Genomic DNA, 19,992 nt, shown 5'->3' with positions numbered 1-19,992 from the left:
TTTGCTGATTTGATTGAATTACTTATTTACGGTCCCCCGCCGAGAAAACCCACATGTGAAATGAAAGGCAGGATAGATACCTGATAAAAATAGGAAAAAAGAGAGTATACTAAGAAATAGCTTGGATACCCAAGCTGTAGGGGTGGGCCGCTCCGGACTTAAGCCTGTGAAGGGGCGAAAGTTTCTGTAAGGCAGGAAGCCCGCTCCTTTAGAAGCGGGAGGAGGTCACAAGAACCTTTTGATCTCCTGGATAATATATTATCTTTCTTGCTAAAAATATCCCATCCATGAGAAAATTTCCTACGGAAGTTTGATAACATTTGCATTCACAAGAACTTTTTCCATAATTCTTCCGGCTTTAATTCTTTCTTCGATCTTTTTCCTGAGTTCCTGATCGCTTAAAGGCTTTTGTGCAACACCCTGCTCGATAGCCTTCTTAGCAACTGCGATCGCTTCTTCAACATAGACCTGGTCTTCTTCCATTGTTGGAACTATGTATTCTTCATGTATACCTTTTTTATAAGCAAAATCTGCAATAGCTTGAGCTGCAGCCACACACATTTCATCTGTTACCTTTGTTGCCCTGACATCGAGCACCCCTCTGAAGATGGCTGGAAAGCCAAGAGAGTTGTTCACCTGGTTTGGAAAATCACTTCTGCCTGTTGCGACTATTCTCGCGCCCGCTTGCTTTGCCTCCCAGGGCCAGATCTCTGGAACAGGATTGGCTCCTGCAAAAACGATGGCATCTTTGTTCATCGTCTTTATCCATTCTGTTTTTATCACCCCGGGCCCACTTTTTGAATAGGCTATGCATACATCTGCACCTTTTAAAGCTTCTTCCACGCCCCCAGAGATATTTTTTTCATTCGTTTTGAGCCATAAACTTTTAGTTATCTGGTCAAAATTCTTTGCTCTGTCTTTAGTTATTACACCATTTACATCACAGGCAATTATCTTTCCCAAATCGATCCCTATTCTATCGAGGAGTTTTAAAAGTGCGTAATTAGCACTACCGGCTCCTATCAAAGCGATACGAATTTCTTTCAAATCTTTTTTAACCACACGAACGGCATTTATAAGGGCAGCAAGTGTAACTGTTGCGGTCCCCTGTTGGTCATCATGAAACACCGGAATAGAAAGTTCCTCCTGAAGTTTTTGAAGTAACATAAAACATTTCGGATTTTCAATATCTTCGAGATTGATACCCCCTATAGACGGCGAAATCCATTTACAAAACTGAATTATTTCATCAATATTTTTAGTTCCTATGCAGAGTGGTATAGCATCAACACCGCCGAGGTACTTAAAAAGAAGTGCTTTACCTTCCATGACAGGCAATCCTGCTTGTGGCCCTATATTCCCTAATCCGAGAACTCTCGTTCCATCACTCACTATTGCGATGGCATTACCCACGTTTGTATATTCGTAGACCGCCTGCTTATCATTGACTATACTTTGACAAACTGCAGCCACACCAGGTGTGTACCAGACGGCAAAATCGTCGTACGATCTGACAGGAACCTTCGGAGCTAATTGAATTTTTCCCTGATAATGAGTGTGCAAAGCCAGAGACTCTTGAGATGGTTTTTCAGCTTTTTTTTTCATGTTTTCAAAAATATCTTCCATTTTCACCACCCTTAATTTAAACCCCGCCGGGAGCGGGGTCAAAAACTTGTCTCAATCATTATACACTTACCCATTGAATATTCTGCATCGTTGTTTTTCAAAAAACTTTCGATGTCTTTCGAGCCTGCACCCGGTTGAAACCAAAGTCTTTTAAATCCAAGATTAAGGGCTTTTTGTGTTTCCTCCAAACCCTGATCTGGTGGTAAAACAAAAACTAAAAGCTCTATATCTTTCGGAAGCTCCTCAAGATTCTTAAAACATTTCAATCCTTCGATAGTATCGCTCTTAGGGTTAACCGGATAAACCTCAAATCCTTTCGAGCGCAGATCTCTTACAATTTTATTGCCATATTTTTCTCTGTTTTTACTTGCGCCGATAACCGCGATTTTCCTGTAATTCCTGGGGTCCACCAATTATCCCCCCCATTGAACTAAAGATGCATCTTGCACTAACCCACTTCTTTTTACAGCATTCTCAAGTACATGAAGAATGAGTTCTTCATAAGTTAAATCAGCAACTTCTGCTATTCTTGGTAAATCAGAAAAACCTCTTGCCATACCTGGAAGTGGGTTAATCTCCAGAAAATATGGATTGTTATCTTCTTGAGAAACCCTCAGGTCCATCCTCGCTACATCTTTAATCTCGAGGGTTTTACAGATCTTCACTGCCATGTTTTTCAGCTTTCTTTCCAGCATAAGATCGATCTTTGCTGGACAGGTGTAATCTACATAATAATCTGAATTTTTCTTGACCTTATAACTGTAAAATTCTTTGCCATGTTTAAAATGTATCTCCATTATTGGAAGCACATAGTATTTATTTCCTTCCTGCAAAACACCAATAGTGAATTCTCTACCTCTGATGAATTCCTCTACCAAAACTGGTTCGCTGTAAATAGAAAAAAGTCTGTCGATTTCTTTTTTGTACTCATCATAATTGTGCACAAGCCCAGTTTCAGAAATACCTTTTGAAGAACCTTCCGCATTGAGTTTTAAAATCAGGGGAAATCTCATGTTTTTTCTCAATTTTTCCTGCGGTGATCGAATCACCTGAAAACGTGGGGTTTTGATATCTTTGGTCAAAAGTATCTGCTTCGTGAGCGCTTTGTCAAGACAAACTGCAAGAGTCGTTGCATCTGAACCCGTGTAAGGAATGTTGTAAAAAGAAAGAATAGCAGGAACTTGAGCTTCTCTGGCTCTACTGTAAGTACCTTCTGCAAAATTATAGACGATATCAACTTTTTCGGATGTAAGGGCAGGAATGAATTTTTCCGGCACAGCTTCCATTAAAACAACCTCATGTCCTCCACTCTCGATAGATTTTTTAATGTCCATGACGACTTCCATACTGTCATACTCTGCTTCCCAATCTTCGACATCCGGCCTTGTTCCTCTTGGTAAGTTATAGGCTAACCCCACTTTCGTAAAAACCACCTCCATGGTTTTTGTCAAATCGATTATCACGCATACTGGTCAAAAAATTTATTTCAATATATGGCTAATCTTTTGTCTTTTTCTTAAACAAAAAAGGCGGCATCGCCGCCTCAGTCAAAAATCGAAAAACTGCCTTATTGAACATCAACGGAAAACTCATACTTCCTACTGTTACCAGCATAATCTTTAAGCACAATCTGAATTGTTGAATCAACAGCTATATTAACCGAAATGCTAACAGAATATGTGTTATCACCCTCATCAGATTTTTCCCACTCATCACCAGGCAGGGTAGGAGAATTATTGACATAAATGAAACATCTTTCCCAGTCAATATATGGTTCAGATACATCAAATCTCAGTGGTTTATTGCCAGAAGTAGATGTGGCCACTTCGCTCTCATGAATTGATTGACCATTAAATTCTACATTACTTATTATAGGAGATAGATTGTCATACATAATTGCAATTGTTCCATTTGTTACATGGCCAACCTGATCATAAATTGCAAGATTTATGTTGTTCATTCCGAGATCCAAACCAAAGCTGTGCGTGCCACTTTGTGTTTCAAGAAAAGTAGCAGATCCTTTTGTCAGTTCTGCTTTAAGGAAATTATCGTCCTCGCTATCCCAGATCACATTAACATTACCCTGATTGGTATAGTAGGTATCGATCACAAAAGTAGCGTCACAAGTGAATTGATTTATTCTTGGTGCAAGGGTGTCGATGCTAACATCCTGGCTAATTTCGCTTTTGTTGTTGGCTCTGTCGTAAATCTCAAATCTAATGGTTTTTGAACCCTCGTAGTTCTCCGGTGGATTGTACTCCACAATCCTGCTTACTTCTTCGCGTGACAAATTGATTGTTTCTATCAGTAAGCCATTTTCGTAAACATTCAGTGCTTTCATGCCTGAAAGATTATCTGAGAAACTCAGATTGAATGTAACTGTTCCAGATGCAATGGGTGAAGGTTCAAAATCTATGGATATATTATTTGGAGGAAGCGTATCATAATAAAGAGTACCTGAATAATTTGCAATGTTGCCTGCTGTGTCTTTAAGATACAGCGAGAATGGTGCAGAGCTATTTTGGCTTAAGCCATGCACAAAAGTAAAATTACTTTGAGGTAAGATCGGTTCACCATTGATAATAAGATATGCTTCCTGAACTCCATAGCTTTCTTCTATTTGAAGAGTAATGTTTTCTTCGTTCGTATAAATCCTCCCACTATCACTTAGCAAAGTTGGAGCGCTATTATCGAATAGCACTTCTTTGAAAGAATTGACATTTTCCATATTTGATTCATTATCAGCACAATCGTATACTTTCAAAGCAAGTTTGTGCGTTCCATCGTTATAAATGGCTGTATTTAATGCAAAGACATATCTATATTCGCCATTTTCTACAGGCGATGTAATGGTTGCTTTTTTGATATCATCGACATATAGCTCTACTTTCTGCACATCATAGGGTACGTCTGTTCCGGTTATCTGAGCCGCGATTTCTATTGTGCCTCTATAAATACTCCTGTTACCAAATGTCTCAGTATCTGGAAGCTGCATAGTTACAGCTATTTCTTCCTTGTTATCCAGAATTACTGGAATCTCCCCTTCGCCAGTCGCACCGCTTGTTGTAGTTGCAATTGCCCTGAATCTGGCTACACCATCGGAATAACTCGTCAAAGATATATTCTCAAAGGTCCAGCTGTTTGTCGCAAGATCTGATTTTTCACCGATCTTTTCTGTTCTACCTGATGGATCAGTGATCCAAAGCTCAACTTTGTAGATCGGCTCGGTGTTGTCCAAAAAGCTAACCTTCACATCGCTGACAGTTCTAATTATTTTTTTGCCATCGTTGTTTGTCCCATAATATTTACCCTCCGGTATGTCGAGATGGACGATAGGCGCTGTGAGGTCTTCAACAACAAGATCTTGCTGTGCTATCAAAGTCGTGTTATCGAACACGTCTACAGCCTCAAGATTGACTTTGAAGCTACCAACCTGTGCAGGTGTAAACATTGGAACATCTTGGTTACTTATAAACTTTTCTTTTAGCATAGTCCCGGTGTACTCATACAGTTTTTTAACCGTTTGTTCGTAAAGTCCTCCATTTGTTTCGTTATCTACGATTCTTATTCTGACTTCCTTTATACCCGTGTCATCTGTGACTTTGAACTGTGTGTTGTTGTTAAAGCTTCCTCTGATTTGAATCAAAAGCTGTGCGCCCATATCGTAGATATCGGCAGGTGGATAGAGCTGCATGGTTCTAAAGTAATCTATTTCTGGAGGTGTCTGTTCGTACGCAAAAATTACGAAGTTTCGAGTTGTTTGGTTGTTATCAAGGTCTGTTACGATTATTTTGAAATAGTTTTCAAACGGATCTAATTTGCTTAGGGGTATATCGCAAATAAGTGTGTTGCTACTTGAGGTAGATAAATTTGTATAAGTACCGGATATTTTCTTTTGTAGCTGGATACTGGCTATTTGTCTGTTATCGCTTGCAACGATGTTCACTGTAGGGGTACTTGACATTGCTACATCGTAGATACCACCTTCTACGATATCCTGTGAATTGACTCTGGCCTGTGTTATGATTGGTGGCTGGCTATCAACAACATTGACTGTTGTTCTTCCAACTCCTTCTTCACCCGCTGTTGTTTTTCCAGAGAAGTTTAATGTATAAGTTCCTGGCTCACTGAAGAACGTTGATGGTATTGTTGTTTGATAGATGCTGTATGTTGAGGTTGTAACGATTGGATCTGGTACGGAAAGTTCTAATTTTCTCGAAGCGTATGAAATTTCGAATTTTTCATTCTCAGTTAAATATACACTCACCTTTGCCCTTACAATCAAATCATAGCCACATTGATGTTGCTGCCCAGGTAAAGGTTGCTCAAAGACTACGCCAAGGTCCAATATATTCACAGAAACAGATGTTGCATCTGACAGGTTTATATCGTTTTTGTAATAGAAATCTATTTGATACTCACCAGATGACTGAATCTCCCACTGCGCATTAAATGTATAGACTGGTCCATCACCAATAGCCACAACAGGAATTTTCTCATCCACAGGTCCTTTGATATCAAAATAAGCTTCAGAAGGTTTATTTGTATCAACAACTTGGGCATTTAAGGAAAGACTCATATTCTGCGCAAAAGGCGTTCTAAAGCCTTCTTCAGGTTGCAAAATTTTTGCAATGGGTCTTTCAGTAACAACCATCACCGTACCTGTCGCTTCTGCAGTAAAACCTTCTGAATCTACAACAACAACTTTTACATTATGGGCACCAAGAGTTGTGGCAATCCAGTCCCATTCAAAGGTATTAACAACAGGTGTCGTGGAAGATCTTTTAATATCGTTAACGTAGAAATCGCATTTACTCAATCCAAGATCATCCTGCGCAACTACTTTGAAATGAACTGTCTCGCCCTGATTGAGGATTGACGGAGCGTACGAGAATTCTTTTATCTTTGGAGCCTTTACTATATATGCTTCATCAACAGGAAATTGCCCTTTCTGCGAAGAGCTGTTTTCGGAACTATCTTTTGCAACAACAATTACCTCGTAATTTCCTTTCTGTGTAAATGTTTCGGTAAGAGTAAAAACTCCACCACCCATTGAAGAAGCCTTTAAAGGCCCTTTGTTTTCAGGACCGGTGAATTGAAAGGTCACTTCCTTTACTTGAACGTTATCTGTTACAAATACATAGAAAGTATAGGCTTCATTTACTGGCACCCCGTAAGGTGGCGTGAAGTAAATGACAGGTGCCTCGGTATCAATCACCCCGACATTTATAGTATAAACAGATTCCGTTGATCCGCCTGAGTCATCCATTGCAACTGCTTTTATTTTGTGAATTCCCTTTATTGCGATCCATTCATGTATATATGGTTCTTGCGTAAAAGTTCTGATAGACACATTATCTATATAAAGCACAACTTGATTTACCCTTGAATCATCACTCGCGCTAATTTCTATTCTAACTACGTCGCCTTCCTTTGGGGTTGGATTATCAACTTGTATCGAAATAGATGGTGGTAAATTCGTTCCAACTTTGATTGAACCGGGCAATACTGTGTAGTTGTTTCTCGAATCATACGCTGTAACAGTAAAACTGTACGGATCATTTGATCCTACGTTTCTTGTTAGATTCCAGAGAATTTCTGTGGCAGGATTTGTTGGTATGTACATTATTTCTTGACCGTCATTGAAGGTGATTTTTGATATGCCGCTTTCATCTTTTGCAAGAATTGTTATATTGGCATTTGTACCTGGTGCAACTTTTACAGGGAGATTTAAAAATTCTATTTCAGGTCCAGAAGAATCTCCAACCACAGAAACATTTATAGTTGTTTTTGCAACACTCTCATTTCCCTCATTATCTTTAGCATAGGCTTCCAGTTGATAACTACCTGCCTGCGCCTGAAAAGAATATTTTCCTTCAACAAGATCAACTTCCTTTTTGTTTATTCTTAAACCCACGATTCTGACGCCACTTTCTGAATCTTCAGCCGAGACATGCACAACAACCATTTCGCCAGGTTTGGGTCCTTTCGGAGAATATTCCAGCGAAACCACAGGTTCTTTCATATCTTTCGTTTTGAATGATCCAACCACCTTGTTTGAATGGTTACCAGCCCTGTCGAAAACGACAACTTTCAGGGTAAATGAACCATATGGAGCAGGAAAAGAGATTTCTCCTGATTGTGTTGCAGTGTGTATTTTTTTATCATTCGCATATATTTCAATTCTATCAATGCCACTTTGATCCGACGCAACCACGTTCAACACAATGTCTTCCCCGGCAAAGTTAGTCAATTTTGAAACAGAAACCTCCAGGGTTGGAGGAATTTTATCAAGCATAGCGCATGAAGCAATGAAAATGGATACGACCAAAAGCAGGATAATCTTTTTCATCATCTCACCTCAAGCAAAAATTGCAAATTTTCAATGCTGTTTTCATAAATATCGCTGATACCGGATGGTATGAGATAGTACCTTCCTTGAGTCAATGAAACAGCACCAACATAAGATGCCTGTTTTAAATCATCTGAGACACTTTCCTGGACCAAAATGATTTGCGATACCGGGTTTATGTTCGGAAATCTATCTGCGGAAACTATAACTGTAACTGTTCCTCCCTGCTTCACGGAGGTATCATCACTTACGGTTAATCTCACTCCATAATATCCGGCATCAATACTTGTAAATTCGTCTGTTTTCAGTTCGGTTGTGCCAATCCTGAACAATTCAATTTTCGGTGGCTGAATATCCTGAACATCAACTTGAATCGCATCTCTCCCAATTCTGCCATCATTTGTTTCCAGCACAGCTGATAAAATATGCCTTCCTGATACCGCACTCCAGCTATATGAGAACGATGTTCCCTGTAAAACAACGATATTGTCGACATAAAAAGTGATTTGTTTGATCTGTGTTTCACTGGTCTTCACATCCAAATTAACAAGATCTCCTGCACTTGGGTTGAGTGGGCTCACTTCAAGCTCTATATTTGCTGGACCAATTCCAACGGCGAAAACCCCGCTTTCGATAGTCGATTTTCCACGTACATCTTTCACAGATATCAATGCCGAATGATGACCGGCATCAAATTTTCCCAAATTCACAGACAGGTTGATCGAATTCACACCTGTGAAAGTTTCATTATACGACTCAACGCCATCACATTCTATGGTTACTGATGAAATCTCTGTATCATCCGATATCTGCAGATTCAAAATTACATTGTCTTCAGTGGAAAAGAACGATTTCTGGAAATTCACCTCAACTGATGGAGGGCCAGAATCAACAGGATAAACGCGCAGTTCAGTTGACGTTGATGTTTTAGAAAAATCTCCGGTCGATACAACTACATTTAGAGGATACTCACCTTCGGACAATTGAGGTAATTCGAGAATAATTGGTCTATCAATAGTCTGAGCTTCAACCGAATTATTTGCGACTTTTGCTACAACTTTGATAACATCGCTCTCATTATCTTCTGCCATAACCGAGAGGTAGATGCTTGAATTAGTTTCAGGAAAAGCTGGTAAAACCTTAATTTCTTTTACATCCGGAGCTGTTTGATCAATAACTTTTACTATTCTCTGATCAGTTCCATTTTGCCCAAATATATTTTCAACATAGCCTTCAAGCAAATAAGTATCTGCTTTTGAGGGTTTCCAGGAATAAGTTAGAGGTAATTTGTCCCCATTTACGACAGTCTGGCCATTTATACTTATTTTTGCCATAGTGATACCTATATCAAGTGAAGATGAAAGATTAACCGTCACAGTGCTGTCAGTTGTGGGCAAAGGCGGATCAACAGCAAGAGATATTGACACATCAGGTCTTTGCTGACACGAAAAAACAAGTGATAATATCACCAGAATGAACAAAACTCTCAATCGCTTCATTATAAACACCTCTATTATTATATTTCATCGTACAAACCTGACAGTCCTTGAGAGAATGGGTATAATTTCTGCAGGGGTGAGATTTTTGAATATATTATGGTTTTCTATAATTGTTTTTCTTTTCTTTGCGCCGTTTTTCTATTTTTACGAAGATGGTCAGTTCAGTCACAGGGAACTGGCATATCCAGATAGTCAGTTTGTGAAAATAGATGACCTTGAGATTCATTACAGAAAATATGGACAAAGTGACAGGTATATGATTCTTCTACATGGATTTGGTTCAAGTACTTACACATGGGAAAAGATTACCAGAAAACTTTCTGAGCATTTTACATTGATTTCATACGATAGACCCGGTTTTGGCCTCACAGAAAGACGGTTTGATCTGAAATACAATCCATATACAAATGAATATCAAATAGAGCTGCTCAAAAAATTTATGGATCATTTTGACATTAAAAAGGCTATTTTGGTGGGAAATTCAGCTGGTGGTTTTGTCGCATTGAATTTTACTCTAATTTATCCTGAAAAAGTTGAAGCACTTGTTCTGGTAGATGCTGCTGTTTTCAACAAAGATTGGACGAATGATTCTATCAGATTTTTGATGAACATCCCTCAGGTAAATCACGTTGGACCAGATGTTGTTGGAAAATTAATGTTGAAATCTTTTGAAGAAACGCTTGATAATTCTTATTTTGATCCATCAAAAATTACAGAAAAGGATAAAGAAGCATATAAAAAGCCAGCAAAGATCTTCGGTTGGAAAAAGGCACTATGGGAACTTGCAAAATCCACACAGTACAAAGATATAACTGGAGATCTTGAAAAAATCCAGGTTCCTGTAATTGTAATACACGGCAAACAGGATAAATTGATACCACTGAAAAGTAGTGAGGAACTTGCAAAGGTGTTGAAAAATGCCACTTTATGTGTTATAGACAACTGCGGGCATTTACCACAAGAAGAGTGCCCCAATGAGTTTGTTGAATGCTTATTGAATAATTTTTCAATGTGATACTCGATTCTGTGTGTCACAGTTTTGTAACCAAATCTATCATCGGTTTGTGTATAATTTTGTGTGCTCCCGCTTTGCCGGAGGTAGGCAAGGCCGTCAGACCGAGGGAGGAGGACTTATATGGAAAGAATCTATGAAAGTATGTTCATCATTGATCCGCGCCTGAATGACGAAGAAAGAGAAACGCTTGTTGAAAGGATTAAGGAAATTATCTCCGAGCGCGTGAAAGGAACTATTCAAACTGTCAACCGCTGGGGATTGAGAAAGCTTGCATACCCAATCTCGCACTTGACAGAAGGAGATTACACTGTTTTGCTTTTCAAGGCACCACCTACAGATTTAAACAAACTTGAAGAATTCTTCAGAGTAACACCTCAAATTTTGCGCTGGCAGACTTTCAGAAGAGAAGATCTTGAGAAAAAATCGCAAAAAGAAGAAATACCAGCCGAAGAAAATAAGGAATGAGGTGACTCGATGCCTTATTTCAACAAAGTTATCCTCGTTGGCAGGATAACGCGAGATCCAGAAATTCGGTTCACTACCTCCGGTAAAGGCGTTGCATCGTTTTCTCTTGCTGTGGATAGGCCAACAAGGGCCAATGCATCAAGTGACCAGCAAACGACTGATTTCATAAGAATCGTTGCTTTTAACAAACTGGCTGATTTTGCAAAACTTTATCTAAAAAAAGGATTGCTCATCCTCGTAGAAGGCGAATTGAGGCTCCAGAGATGGCAAGCGCGGGATGGCACTAACAGAACAACCGCAGAAATATGGGCGAGAGACATAAGGTTTCTGGAGAAAAAAACAACTGAAAGTGAATCAGATTCCTTCGTAAGAGAAGAACCAGTAGAAGAAATTCCCGATGAAAGTGAGATTGAAGAACATGATCCAGATGAACCACCATTTTAAGGAGGGGTGAACTGATGGCACAGCAACAGAAGAAAAGAAGAAAAAGAAAGGTAAAAAAATGTAAGTTATGCGAAATGAAAGTTGAGTATGTAGATTACAAAGATCTACGCTTATTAAATGAATTTCTCACAGACAAAGCAAAGATAATACCAAAGCGCGTTACAGGAAACTGCGCAAAGCACCAGAGAATGATTAAAATTGCCATCAAAAGAGCAAGGCATATGGCATTGCTGCCATTTATAAAGCTTTGAAAGATTTTGTTTTTTTTGCTTGCAGAGGGACCTCCGTCCCTCTGTTTGTTTTTAGCAAATTCAAGGAGGTAGACTATTATGAAAAAAACAGCTGTTCTTGCCATTGGTGGTAATGCAGTTAATAAACCTGGGGAGAGACCTACTGCTGAAAATATGCTCAAAGCTCTCAATGAAGCTATGGGATATTTGAGTGATATGCTTGAAGAGTACGATATAGTTATCACTCATGGAAACGGCCCACAGGTTGGGAATATACTGATTCAGCAGGAAATGGCAAAAGATGTGATACCTCCTTTTCCACTGGATGTAAATGACGCCCAAACACAGGGTAGTCTTGGATACATGATAGTTCAATCTTTGAGAAATCAACTACAAAAAAAAGATATAAAAAAGCAAATCGCTGCGGTTGTTACACAGATAATCGTTGACAAAAACGATAAGGCTTTTCAAAATCCATCAAAACCGATCGGTCCATTTTATACAAAAGAAGAAGCTGAGAAATTGTCAAGATTAAAAGGGTGGATAATGAAAGAGGATGCAGGGAGAGGTTATAGAAGAGTGGTTCCGTCACCAAAACCGCTTGATATTGTTGAAAAAGACGTGATTAAAATGTTGCTTGAAAATGACGTAATAGTCGTAGCCGCTGGTGGCGGTGGCGTACCTGTGATAGAAAAAGATGGCTTTTTGCACGGTGTGGAGGCTGTTATAGATAAAGATAGAGCAAGTTCACTTCTTGCAATAGAAATAAATGCTGATCTGTTCGTGATATTAACCGGCGTTGAAAAGGTGTCTTTGAATTATAAAAAACCAGATCAGATAGATCTTGATACACTTTCTGTGAAAGATGCAAAGACATATCTTGAACAAGGGCAGTTTCCATCTGGAAGCATGGGACCAAAGATAGAATCAGCAATAGAATTTGTCGAAGCAACAGGGAGAGAATGTATAATAAGCGATATCTCAAAACTGAAACAGGCGCTGAATGGTTTAACAGGGACACGCATAAAAGCATAGTTGAAATACTCTGAGGACTTGAAAAAGAAAAATACTTGTGATAAGATTACTTTAGTTCATACAGGTGGGTGCGTAGCTCAGAGGGAGAGCGTCTGCCTTACGAGCAGAAGGTCGTAGGTTCGAGTCCTGCCGCACCCACCAAGGAAATGGCCAGGTAGCTCAGTTGGTAGAGCACTGGACTGAAAATCCAGGTGTCGGCGGTTCGATTCCGCCCCTGGCCACCAATATAACATTTAGCCCGGTCAAAATGACTGGGCTTTTTGTTTTTCATAGACCCTCGATGGATCTGTTTCTGAAAATTGAATGGGTACTATTCGGTTGCCTATATCTTCTGCAAATAATCTGCGGATAATTCTATGCTTTGCTATCGAATCAACAAATTTTTTCATCAATATCCGTTGGATCTAATTTGACTGGCTTTGGATCCTGTCTATCGTGTAATCTTAATTTCATGCCAACCCCCTCTTGCAATAGCAACTCATCATGAAAAATCTACATATAATCAACTTTGACAGTTTTGAAAATTATCCTTTTTACACATCAGACTTGCTTATTCTTTCATATAATTTTGTATAGTTTCGAATTTGACTTTCATAAACTATATTGATATTATCAATTTGGAGGGGTCTAATTGTTTACAGAGGAAAGAAGAAGTTTTATTATCGATTTTTTACGAAAGAAAGGAAAAGTAACTGTAAGTGAACTGACAAAACAGTTAAAGGTTAGCAGTGTGACTATTAGAAAAGACCTTGATTTTCTCGAAGCTAACGGAATACTGGTGCGAACTCACGGAGGAGCTATATTACCCGATCACTCTCGATCAGAATGGAATTTTTTGAAGAAAATACATCAGAGAGAAAATGAAAAAAAGCGTATAGCAAAAAAAATAATATCTTTGATAGAAGACGGTGATACGGTCATTCTTGATAGCAGCAGTACTAATTATTACGCAACATTCGAGTTGAGAAAAGCAGATTTGTCAATGGTTACAATAGTCACAAATAATGTATTTATCGCGGGAAAATTAATAGAACTTGGAATAGAGGTCCTTGTACTTGGTGGAGTTGTCAGGGAAAATAGCCTGTCATTAGTGGGACCGTGGGCTGTTAGATTTCTCGAGGAAATAAACGTCGATAAAGCATTCTTGGGTACCACAGGTTTTTCTGTGGAGAAAGGTTTTATGACACCAAGCGTGGTCGAAGCAGATGTGAAAAAAGCAATGATTCGCAGCGCCTCGAAGGTCTATATAGTAACTGATTCCACAAAATTTGCCCGCAATGCTTTCGCTTCTTTCGCCTTACCAGAGGATATAGATGGGATCATAACCGATGAGGAAATTCCAAGAGAATACGAAGCTTTTCTTCTGGAAAAAGGCATAAAAGTGTATAAAGTGTGAGGGGGGTTAATCCAATGGCTGAGAATATTGTTGAAAAGTTCGAAAAATTATTCAAAGGCAAATACAAAATCTATTACAGTTCTATCCGAAAATTAGAAAAATCGTTTTTTTTCATGATAAGGGATCAAAAGCAAAAATATTTGATTTCAATAGCCAAAAAGAGAATATGTGAAAAATTTGAGGGTAAAAAGATAGGCAGGATCAACGACTTAGATATCCTGATGTGCCCAACGAACGATTATAACTGTAAGGTAATAAGGACTTTATTCAATATAAACCCATCTGTTTGCAAGAAAAACACATCTTTTGGATTTGGTGATAGGTTAGGACTGGCTACACCGGCGCATACTACTCTGATCAATAAATATGATGTTTTTCCAGTGCTGGCACAGCAATCTGTGAGAGAACTTTCGAGAACACACAGGAATTTCAAAGATGTATTGGACAGCGCAATCTGGGGAATATTTGAAAGCGGTTATGAAGGAGAATTTGGTGCCGATGCTGATCATGTAAAAGACATTAACGATTTGATGCAAGCAGCATACGAAGGTTATAGCATGTACACTGTAGATCCATCTGATCACGTTAAAAACATAGATAAAATTAATCAAGGAGAGCTCGTTGAATTCTATAAATCCCACCCTCTCAGGAAAGAAATTGAGATGATTTACTCAGGAAAAGTTTTCTCATTCGAAAAAAGCAAATTCACGATGGAAGATAAAGAGCTTTTCCGGATATTTGTAACATATGTAGATGCCATAGAGCACGTAGTAAAGTGCTATGAAGCCATCAAAAACACCAAGAAAAACTTTGATTTTGAGGTTTCAATCGATGAAACATCTATTCCCACTTCTCCATTAGCACATATTTTCATAGTACATGAACTCAGAAGAAGGGGGGTAGATTTTCAAACCCTTGCTTTGAGATTCGTAGGGCAGTGGCAGAAAGCAATTGATTACATTGGAGATTTGTCGGTTCTCGAATCGGAGCTTTCCATGCACTGTGAGATTGTAAAGTCACTTTCGGGGTACCGGTTATCACTACACTCTGGAAGTGATAAATTCAGTGTTTATAGAATTTTTACACATTACTGCGACGGAAAATTGCATGTGAAAACTGCTGGAACGAGTTATCTGGAAGCCATCAGGACTGTCGCGGAAGCTTCACCATCTTTGTATAGAAATATACACAAATACGCACTCACTTGCTTTGAAAAAGATAACACTTCTTACCATGTAACAGCCGATATCAACAAAATACCTGATGTTGACAATGTTGAAGATAGCAAAGTTGTTAATCTGCTGGACATACCAGAAGTACGGCAATTGATACATATAACGTATGGCTCAGTTCTGACAGAAAAAATAAATGGAAAATATCTGTTCAGAGATGAAATCTATAGAATTCTTCATGAAAATGAATTTCTGCACTACAAACGCATAAGAGATCATCTGGGGAAACATCTTGAATTATTGAAAAATTAGGGAGGTGTGGTGAATGAAAAATGCTTTCAAGATCTTTAGTCTTGAGGAAAAAGTAGTTGTAATAACTGGAGGAGCAGGAATACTTGGTTCGGCAATAGGAACAGGGCTGGCAAATTTTGGCGCCAAGATTGCTCTTTGTGATATCAAAAACGCAGAAACCAGGGCTGAAGAAATTTCAAAAAATGGTGCAATTGTAAAAGGTTATTACATGGACGCACTTGATGTCGAAAGTATCAGAAAAACATCAGAAATAATTTTGAACGACTTTGGAAAAGTAGACGTGCTCATCAATGCGGCTGGAGGCAATATGCCACAGGCAACCACATCAGCCGAGATGAGCTTCTTCGATCTTCCTATGGATGCTTTGCAAAAAGTGGTCTCATTAAATCTTTTCGGTGGGGCTATTCTTCCATCCCAGATATTTGGAAGATTCATGGCCAAGAACCAGGAGGGTGGCTCAATAATAAATATCTCTTCGATGGCAGCATTCAGACCCCTTACACGAACGGTAGGATATTCTGCGGCAAAGGCTGCTGTGAGTAATTTCACCCAGTGGCTTGCTGTTCATTTTGCAATGGAATACAACAAGAAACTAAGGGTGAACGCCATCGCACCTGGATTTTTCCTTACCGAGCAAAACAGATATTTATTGCTTGACGAAAGAGGAAACCTCACGCAACGTGGCAAGGCAATAATTGATCACACGCCGATGGGGAGATTTGGCGATCCAGAGGATTTGATAGGTGTCTGCGTGTGGCTTGCATCAGATGCCTCAAAATTCGTGACAGGGGCAATCATACCAGTTGATGGCGGATTCAATGCCTATTCTGGGGTGTGAGGAAATGAAGATGGTAGAAAACCTTCTGGGAGAATTGAGTCTGGAAAAAATAGCCAATCTGGTTGAAAATACGCTATATGAGATGAAATTAAATAAGGTTTTACTCATACATCCAGATTACACACGTCAGGATTTTTCAGATAAACTGGTTCCACTTATATATAAACAACTTAAAACCATGGGAATGAAGGAATTCCATACATTGAACGCGAGCGGCACTCATCGCGCAATGAGTGAAATTGAGATTAGAGAGAAGCTCGGCTTATTTGAAGAAGAATTCACTTTTTTCAATCACGAATATGCAAATCCGGATGCATTGGTCAATGTGGGTTTTTTGAGCAGAGAATTTGTGAGTGAAAAAACTCTTGGTGATCTGAAACAACCATTACCAGTCACTCTGAACAAATTATTTTTTGAAAAATATGATCTGATAATCGTTTTGAGTGGAACCTCACCACATGAATCAACTGGATTTTCAGGGGGACTGAAATCAATAATACCAGGCATTGCGGGACCAGATGTTGTTGGTTTGTTTCACTGGGCAGCTGTATTGATCGGCATTCCAAGGATTATAGGTTCGTTGAACAATCCTGCCAGAGATGTTATTAACGAGGCCTGCAGGGTGGCTTTCGAAAAAATTCGTTCCCCAATAATTTTCTTCAATATGGTTTATGAGGAAACTGATCACGGGATTGTTCCAAAAGGCCTGTACACAGGATCTGGGTATGAAGGTGCTTTAAATGCCTATGAAATGGCCGTAAGGGCAAGCGAAAAGATACATATCATATATCTGGACAAACCTGTGAAAAAAGCCGTTCAGGTCATTGGAAAAAATTATGATGAAATCTGGACGGCAGGCAAGGGAAGTTATAAGTTGCAAAGGCCAGGCGTGATAGTCCCCGGTGGAGAAATCATAATTTATGCACCGCATATTCGCATCTTTCATTCTAACAAACAAATGGATAAGGCCATACGCGCTGTTGGATATCACTGCAAAGATTACGTAAAAGAATTTCTGAAAACTCATCCAGAATTTGATTTGAATGTAGCATCCCATGTAATAAATGTTAGAGGAGATGGCAAATTTGATCCAGCAACGAGAAAAGAGGAATTTGCCTTTAATGTGGTATTAGCCACCGCTATACCAAAAGAAGAATGCGAAGCTGTTGGATTGTCATATCTGGATCCAAAATCAATCAAAAAAGAAGATTTTCAATCACCAGATTGCCTCTGGATCGAGCATGGTGGAAAATTTCTATATGACTTGAAAAAGGAGGCTTGAGATATCAGAAATGCACTTATTGTGCAATATAGAGGGCCAATTTCAATGATAAATAACAGCTGAGCTGTTGAAATACTTCTCATAAAGTTTACGAAGTGAAAATGGAATTCTACAATTTGGGGGAGATAGAATCTTATTACAGGTAGCCGAGCAGTGGAGTCTCTTCTCGGAGCATCGTGGTTGTAATAAATCCAGTTTTATTGTTTGCACCTTGTAAGAGAGAAAAGATGTTCAAAGAATTGTGAAAACAGAAAATATGAAATACCTGACCTTAACTTAGTTGAAGATTTCATAAAATATGCCAAGAAGAAAAATATACAATCGCTTGAGAAATACATAAATGAGGAAAAAGCCAACTCACCTTGGCTTTTACAAATTTTGGGTCAGCTCTTCAAATACAGAAAGTATCAACCACCAACGGAGAAATTATACAGAAAATTCAATCCGTCTGGCAAATTATTTGTTCTGCAAATCTCTGTTTTGGACCAAGCAATTTTTGTATTTTCTATCTGAATAGACAATGTTCAAAGATATTTTAGAGAACTTTCGCAAGATATGAACCTTTGAAAATAAACTCCTTCTTGCATGGTTTTGATTTTATGATACAATATTTTTCGGTGCGGCCCCATAGGATAATGGCTAGTCCATCGGATTCTCAGTCCGAAGGTCGGGGTTCGATTCCCCGTGGGGCTGCCAGAAATAATTACAGAAAAGATTCCTAACATCCTTATTGCACTGAAGCATCAAATAAAAGACCTTCATTTGAGTTTTTTGAAGTTGCTGTGGCTTTTTCCAATTTGGGTCAACTAATATGCGAGCGGCTTTGTTTATGGCAAATAAGATAGACGATCGCAGTGGACAAATTTTATTTTTTGTGAACTGCCCCAACTTAATATAAGCGGAAATTTCGCGGTCAAGGTAACTTATTTCTCACGCTCAAAGGGTTGTTCTTTCTACAAATTTACCATTTACATGCTAATTTTGGTAAATTCTTTACCCATTCACAGAAGCGGGCGATTTCTGTTGGTAATCATGTTGAATGATCACGAATTTTTTCTGGAAAGGATAACACTTATAAGCAATCCGGAACCAATGCCTATCAAAATGCTGGCAACAAATCACATAACAGATCTCTGCAAAAAGATGAAACCAACACCCACTCCAATCAATGTCATAGCACCCACCGCCCAGTGTTCTCGATCCTTAGGTTTATCCTGCTTGTCCATCTTCATCACCACCTTTGTATAGAATCAAATAAATTTTGCAACATTATCGAGTTTTTCGCGTTCTCGAGAGGAAAATTCAATCGCCTGATGTTTTTCAGACAGGCTGGAGATATTTCCTGATGGATAACCAATTGCTAATATGGTTATAACTGTGTATTCTTCAGGAATTGAGAGTACCTGTTTTACTAAAACCGGATCAAAACCAGCTACAGGATGCGCTATCAACCCCATCTGAGTAGCCTGAATTTGCAAAAGAGCAACGGCCTGACCAAGATCAAAGAGAAAATAATCTCTTCCATCAGATAGTTCACAATCCAGATCTTTTTTTGAATAAGCAACAATTAGCGCCGGTGCATTTTTCATCCAATAATTACCGCCTGACAGTGCTTTATGAATTTTCTCGAGAAAATCTCTGGATTCAATTACAATAAATCTCCATGGCTGCTTGTTGGCACATGATGGAGCAAGGTGTGCCGCTGATATGATTGTTTTTAATGCATCCCTCGAGACTTTTTCCTGACTGAATGATCTTTTAGCTCTTCTCAATTGAATCAATGGATTCAAAGTATTATCGTCGGTAATGATTTGCTCAAATTCTTCTTTGAGTGAATCTAAGCAAATTTCATCAAAAATCTTTCTAACCCTGCCCCATCTGTCTAATATAATGGTTGCCGGTGAGATTTTTTTATCTTTCAAATTATCCACTGATCGCATTAAAGAACCATTTTCATCACACAGAAGTTCTATTCTCAGCTTGCAGGTGGTTTTAATTTGCTTCAGTTTTTCAGCCGGGCATGATAAAACAACGGCAACTCGAGCGTTTTTCAACTCGAACCATTCCACGAAATTTGATAGTTCCGCTGCGTAATGTATGAAATTTGGTAAATCCAATTCTCGAAAAAGGCTCAAAATTGTATATTTACCTATAAAATCTTTCTCCGAAATCAGCTTTTCATCTTCTGTTTTAAGAGTAAAATTAGCGAAAAACACACCTTCACCCCCTGGTTGAATTGTATCAGATCAGAGTTAACTTACATCAAAAGAATCAAAATTATCAATTTTCAAAATTAAAAGTAACAGTACAGTTAAATAACACAGAA

Annotated in this window: 16 protein-coding genes and 3 tRNA genes; 12 read left to right on the top strand and 7 right to left on the bottom strand. The window is 38.8% G+C overall.

Annotated features, from left to right (window positions below; genetic code table 11):
• Positions 1–300: 300 nt before the first annotated feature.
• The 5 genes from TLET_RS04280 to TLET_RS04260 all read right to left on the bottom strand — a co-directional run bounded on the left by TLET_RS04280 (position 301) and on the right by TLET_RS04260 (position 9,477).
• Positions 301–1,626: an NAD(P)-dependent malic enzyme gene (locus TLET_RS04280; RefSeq protein ID WP_012002883.1), complete on the bottom strand. Its 1,326-nt coding sequence runs from the start codon at positions 1,624–1,626 to the stop codon at positions 301–303.
• A 38-nt stretch (positions 1,627–1,664) separates the two neighbouring features.
• Complete coding sequence (locus TLET_RS04275) at positions 1,665–2,036, bottom strand: CoA-binding protein (RefSeq protein WP_012002882.1); 372 nt, start codon at positions 2,034–2,036, stop codon at positions 1,665–1,667.
• A 3-nt stretch (positions 2,037–2,039) separates the two neighbouring features.
• Positions 2,040–3,044: a D-alanine--D-alanine ligase family protein gene (locus TLET_RS04270; RefSeq protein WP_012002881.1), complete on the bottom strand. Its 1,005-nt coding sequence runs from the start codon at positions 3,042–3,044 to the stop codon at positions 2,040–2,042.
• A gap of 149 nt (positions 3,045–3,193) precedes the next feature.
• Complete coding sequence (locus TLET_RS04265; RefSeq protein ID WP_148202130.1) at positions 3,194–7,981, bottom strand: Ig-like domain-containing protein; 4,788 nt, start codon at positions 7,979–7,981, stop codon at positions 3,194–3,196.
• A complete protein-coding gene (locus tag TLET_RS04260; RefSeq protein WP_012002879.1) occupies positions 7,978–9,477 on the bottom strand; it encodes a hypothetical protein in 1,500 nt (499 codons plus the stop codon). Before TLET_RS04260 ends, TLET_RS04265 begins: the two co-directional genes overlap by 4 nt.
• An 85-nt stretch (positions 9,478–9,562) precedes the next feature.
• Between TLET_RS04260 and TLET_RS04255 the strand changes: the two genes are divergently transcribed.
• From TLET_RS04255 to TLET_RS04225, 7 genes are all read left to right on the top strand, one after another.
• Positions 9,563–10,492 (top strand): alpha/beta fold hydrolase, encoded by a 930-nt coding sequence (locus tag TLET_RS04255; RefSeq protein WP_187146392.1) that lies wholly within the window; start codon positions 9,563–9,565, stop codon positions 10,490–10,492.
• 120 nt (positions 10,493–10,612) lie between these two features.
• Positions 10,613–10,957 (top strand): 30S ribosomal protein S6, encoded by a 345-nt coding sequence (gene rpsF / locus TLET_RS04250; RefSeq protein ID WP_012002877.1) that lies wholly within the window; start codon positions 10,613–10,615, stop codon positions 10,955–10,957.
• A gap of 9 nt (positions 10,958–10,966) precedes the next feature.
• Positions 10,967–11,401, top strand: coding sequence for a single-stranded DNA-binding protein (locus tag TLET_RS04245; RefSeq protein WP_012002876.1), 435 nt, complete (start codon positions 10,967–10,969; stop codon positions 11,399–11,401).
• Positions 11,402–11,415: 14 nt separating this feature from the next.
• A complete protein-coding gene (rpsR, locus tag TLET_RS04240) occupies positions 11,416–11,652 on the top strand; it encodes a 30S ribosomal protein S18 (protein WP_012002875.1) in 237 nt (78 codons plus the stop codon).
• 78 nt (positions 11,653–11,730) lie between these two features.
• Positions 11,731–12,666, top strand: coding sequence for a carbamate kinase (arcC, locus tag TLET_RS04235; RefSeq protein WP_012002874.1), 936 nt, complete (start codon positions 11,731–11,733; stop codon positions 12,664–12,666).
• Between the two features lie 66 nt (positions 12,667–12,732).
• Positions 12,733–12,807, top strand: a tRNA-Val gene (locus TLET_RS04230).
• A gap of 7 nt (positions 12,808–12,814) precedes the next feature.
• A tRNA-Phe gene (locus TLET_RS04225) sits at positions 12,815–12,890 on the top strand.
• Positions 12,891–12,908: 18 nt separating this feature from the next.
• On the opposite strand, the gene TLET_RS10920 is transcribed toward TLET_RS04225, so the two are convergent.
• A complete protein-coding gene (locus TLET_RS10920; RefSeq protein WP_187146391.1) occupies positions 12,909–13,055 on the bottom strand; it encodes a hypothetical protein in 147 nt (48 codons plus the stop codon).
• 242 nt (positions 13,056–13,297) lie between these two features.
• Between TLET_RS10920 and TLET_RS04220 the strand changes: the two genes are divergently transcribed.
• The 5 genes from TLET_RS04220 to TLET_RS04195 all read left to right on the top strand — a co-directional run bounded on the left by TLET_RS04220 (position 13,298) and on the right by TLET_RS04195 (position 18,362).
• A complete protein-coding gene (locus tag TLET_RS04220) occupies positions 13,298–14,062 on the top strand; it encodes a DeoR/GlpR family DNA-binding transcription regulator (protein WP_012002873.1) in 765 nt (254 codons plus the stop codon).
• Between the two features lie 14 nt (positions 14,063–14,076).
• Positions 14,077–15,546, top strand: a complete 1,470-nt coding sequence (locus tag TLET_RS04215; protein WP_012002872.1) for a tagaturonate epimerase family protein — start codon at positions 14,077–14,079, stop codon at positions 15,544–15,546.
• 13 nt (positions 15,547–15,559) lie between these two features.
• Positions 15,560–16,384 (top strand): SDR family oxidoreductase, encoded by an 825-nt coding sequence (locus tag TLET_RS04210; protein WP_012002871.1) that lies wholly within the window; start codon positions 15,560–15,562, stop codon positions 16,382–16,384.
• 4 nt (positions 16,385–16,388) lie between these two features.
• Positions 16,389–17,666, top strand: coding sequence for a lactate racemase domain-containing protein (locus tag TLET_RS04205; protein ID WP_012002870.1), 1,278 nt, complete (start codon positions 16,389–16,391; stop codon positions 17,664–17,666).
• Between the two features lie 621 nt (positions 17,667–18,287).
• A tRNA-Glu gene (locus TLET_RS04195) sits at positions 18,288–18,362 on the top strand.
• A 554-nt stretch (positions 18,363–18,916) separates the two neighbouring features.
• Here the strand turns inward: TLET_RS04195 and TLET_RS04190 are convergent.
• Positions 18,917–19,882, bottom strand: coding sequence for a nitroreductase family protein (locus TLET_RS04190; RefSeq protein WP_012002868.1), 966 nt, complete (start codon positions 19,880–19,882; stop codon positions 18,917–18,919).
• Positions 19,883–19,992 lie beyond the last annotated feature (110 nt).

This window comes from Pseudothermotoga lettingae TMO (assembly GCF_000017865.1).
Taxonomy (GTDB): domain Bacteria; phylum Thermotogota; class Thermotogae; order Thermotogales; family DSM-5069; genus Pseudothermotoga_B; species Pseudothermotoga_B elfii.
The sequence above is the reverse complement of the archived record's forward strand: the minus strand, read 5'-3'. Positions and strand labels throughout refer to the sequence as shown.

Coding starts and splice junctions, on each gene's coding strand:
- TLET_RS04280 (WP_012002883.1), bottom strand. CDS start 1,626: ATGGAAGATATTTTTGAAAACATGAAAAAAAAAGCTGAAAAACCATCT.
- TLET_RS04265 (WP_148202130.1), bottom strand. CDS start 7,981: ATGATGAAAAAGATTATCCTGCTTTTGGTCGTATCCATTTTCATTGCT.
- TLET_RS04260 (WP_012002879.1), bottom strand. CDS start 9,477: ATGAAGCGATTGAGAGTTTTGTTCATTCTGGTGATATTATCACTTGTT.
- rpsF (WP_012002877.1), top strand. CDS start 10,613: ATGGAAAGAATCTATGAAAGTATGTTCATCATTGATCCGCGCCTGAAT.
- TLET_RS04245 (WP_012002876.1), top strand. CDS start 10,967: ATGCCTTATTTCAACAAAGTTATCCTCGTTGGCAGGATAACGCGAGAT.
- rpsR (WP_012002875.1), top strand. CDS start 11,416: ATGGCACAGCAACAGAAGAAAAGAAGAAAAAGAAAGGTAAAAAAATGT.
- arcC (WP_012002874.1), top strand. CDS start 11,731: ATGAAAAAAACAGCTGTTCTTGCCATTGGTGGTAATGCAGTTAATAAA.
- TLET_RS10920 (WP_187146391.1), bottom strand. CDS start 13,055: ATGAAAAAATTTGTTGATTCGATAGCAAAGCATAGAATTATCCGCAGA.
- TLET_RS04215 (WP_012002872.1), top strand. CDS start 14,077: ATGGCTGAGAATATTGTTGAAAAGTTCGAAAAATTATTCAAAGGCAAA.
- TLET_RS04210 (WP_012002871.1), top strand. CDS start 15,560: ATGAAAAATGCTTTCAAGATCTTTAGTCTTGAGGAAAAAGTAGTTGTA.
- TLET_RS04205 (WP_012002870.1), top strand. CDS start 16,389: ATGAAGATGGTAGAAAACCTTCTGGGAGAATTGAGTCTGGAAAAAATA.